Here is a 2,382-nt window from a genome sequence, read left to right as displayed (position 1 = left end):
GCAGGATAAACAATAACGGATATGAAAAAGCAAGCTTTACGCCAGTTCCTGACGGAATCAGGCACGAGCGCAAATCCCAGGGACGTTATACGAAAGAGCTGGTTTAAAAATCCTTATTCAATAAACAATAATTTTAATCAAAATACCTTTATAAATTAAAACTAAAACTAAAAATATTACAATTGATTTTACATAAAATTTAATGTATAATTTAATTAAGATAATCATTTATGAAATATTTTAATTTATGGAGGTGCAGATAATGGTTACTTTAAGAATTGATAGAGATCATATGGTCTCATCTTCTGAAATTGTTCGTAATTTTAGTAAAATGTTAGATAAAACAAAAGAGTCCCCGCTATTTATTACCAGAAATAATGATATTGAAGGTATTATGATGGATATTGAGGAATATGAAATGTTACTAGAAAAAATAGAATTTCTGGAAGATCAATTAGAAGATGCCCACATTGAAGAGATTATAGCCAAAAGAAAAGAAAACTTTGATCTTAAAGATACAGTAAGCGAAAAAGAAATAATGGATTTATTAGATAAAGAATAGATTTTAGGGGGCTTAGGTTGATGAAGCTTAAATTTCATCCTGAAGTTAAAAATGATATTGAAAATTTAGATGGAAGTGTTAAACCAAGACTTAAAAGCACACTTAATAAAATTAAAAGATCACCTGAATTAGGAAAACCACTTGGAAATAAAAGTGGAATCGATCTATCAGGTTGTTTAAAAATCTACTTTTATCGGAAAAAATATAGAGTTGTTTATCAAATATTGAACGAGGATGAAGTCATGGTTTGGTCTGTTGGTAAAAGAGAAGATCAAGTTGTTTATATAAGTGCATATAAAAGAATACTTGAAAAGGGGAGATAAACCCCTTTTTTTATTTATAAAGATTTCTAAATTTTATCAAAAGAGCAAACCAGCTCCATCGTATAACATGTGATTGGCGTCATGCCTTCTGTCATAAAGCTTGCAATATTATGCAGCAAGAAATATTAAAGCAAGCTTTACGCCAGTTCCTGACGGAATCAGGCACGAGCGCAAATCCCAGGGACGTTATCGGAAAGATGAGTTAATTTAATGTGTCTAGTATGGAGGAATTTATATGGAGTATATTTGCATAAGCAAGGAAAAAATCAAAAACATTACAGAATTCTTAATAGATAAACAAATAATCTTTCATCCGCATATTTCTCCTAATGGTTGTCCTGATTTTTCAAATTATTTAGGGAGAAATTACATATTAATATTGGATAGAAATATATTAACGAAATTATTAGAATTAGTTAGAAAAGGCACTTTAAATGATAACTACCTTTTAAAAGTAATAAGTAGTCTTATGTTTTGGGCTAATTTGAATGGTGTAACTATTACATCTGGTTTAGCATTAAATGAGTACGCGAATTTCAAACAAAGTGATGTAGATGCTAGCAGGGAAAACAATATATTCAAAAAAATATTTAAACAGTATCCTACAAAATTTTGGTCAGGTCTTGCTACTGGAGAAATTAATACTATTTCTAAAGTAAAATTAAACAAAACTAAGGATTATATGTTTAATATAGAAAGTGATCATTATTTAATGCATTATGCTGAAATGTTACATATTATGTATTTATATTTTGATGAAAAATTATCAATAGAAGAAAAGATGTTAAATTTTATAAGCTGGAATAAAGAGAACTTATTATATTGTTGCTATACGTTGGTATATATTTCACTATTATTTTCTAAAAAAATTAAGCAATATAAATCAAGCAAACTAAATAATTTTGATAAAATATTAAAAATATGTCAGAATCAAGCTTGGGATTTAACATACTTATCTTTTTGGAGTACATTATATTGGAATGAAGAAAAAGGGAATACAACTTATTTGTTTTCTACAATGGATAAAGAACTCAAAAAAATATTTAAAAATGCACATGATATTGATAGAAACATATTCATTAAATGTTTTGGTGATTACAATGGAAATATTATTCAACAAAAATTAGATAATATTGTTAAGAACAGAAATAAACCTGAAATAAATAAAGATATTCTTGAAAATCTTATTAAGTTAGAAAAACAAAAATTAAGAAAGAAAATAAAAAGTAAATAAGGTAACTCAGTTTCATTACGTATAGCAACTCATCCATCCGATAACAGAGTATTCCCGTAACGCCAAAAATCGGCTACCCTGCGGGACATGCTCTCTGTCATGACTTTTGCAAAAGACAGCAAAAGTCACGCCAGGCCTACGGCACGAGCACGTCGGGAATACTCGGGACGTTATGTGACATTAGGCTAACTGAGTATGTTTTATCTTAAAAGTATCGAGATGGATTTATAAAACCCTCTCAGGTAATTCAAAACCATTAATAA

General features: G+C 28.6%; 3 protein-coding genes. All 3 read left to right on the top strand.

The annotated features are described in order from the left end of the window. Positions 1-262 precede the first annotated feature (262 nt). A complete protein-coding gene (locus DFR79_RS15965; RefSeq protein ID WP_014553243.1) occupies positions 263-562 on the top strand; it encodes a type II toxin-antitoxin system Phd/YefM family antitoxin in 300 nt (99 codons plus the stop codon). 20 nt (positions 563-582) lie between these two features. After that, positions 583-885, top strand: coding sequence for a type II toxin-antitoxin system RelE family toxin (locus tag DFR79_RS15960; RefSeq protein WP_014553242.1), 303 nt, complete (start codon positions 583-585; stop codon positions 883-885). A gap of 235 nt (positions 886-1,120) precedes the next feature. After that, positions 1,121-2,119 (top strand): hypothetical protein, encoded by a 999-nt coding sequence (locus DFR79_RS15955; protein ID WP_133516445.1) that lies wholly within the window; start codon positions 1,121-1,123, stop codon positions 2,117-2,119. Positions 2,120-2,382 lie beyond the last annotated feature (263 nt).

This window comes from Halanaerobium saccharolyticum, assembly GCF_004362045.1.
GTDB lineage: Bacteria > Bacillota > Halanaerobiia > Halanaerobiales > Halanaerobiaceae > Halanaerobium > Halanaerobium saccharolyticum_C.
This window is presented reverse-complemented; position numbering and strand designations above follow the sequence as displayed.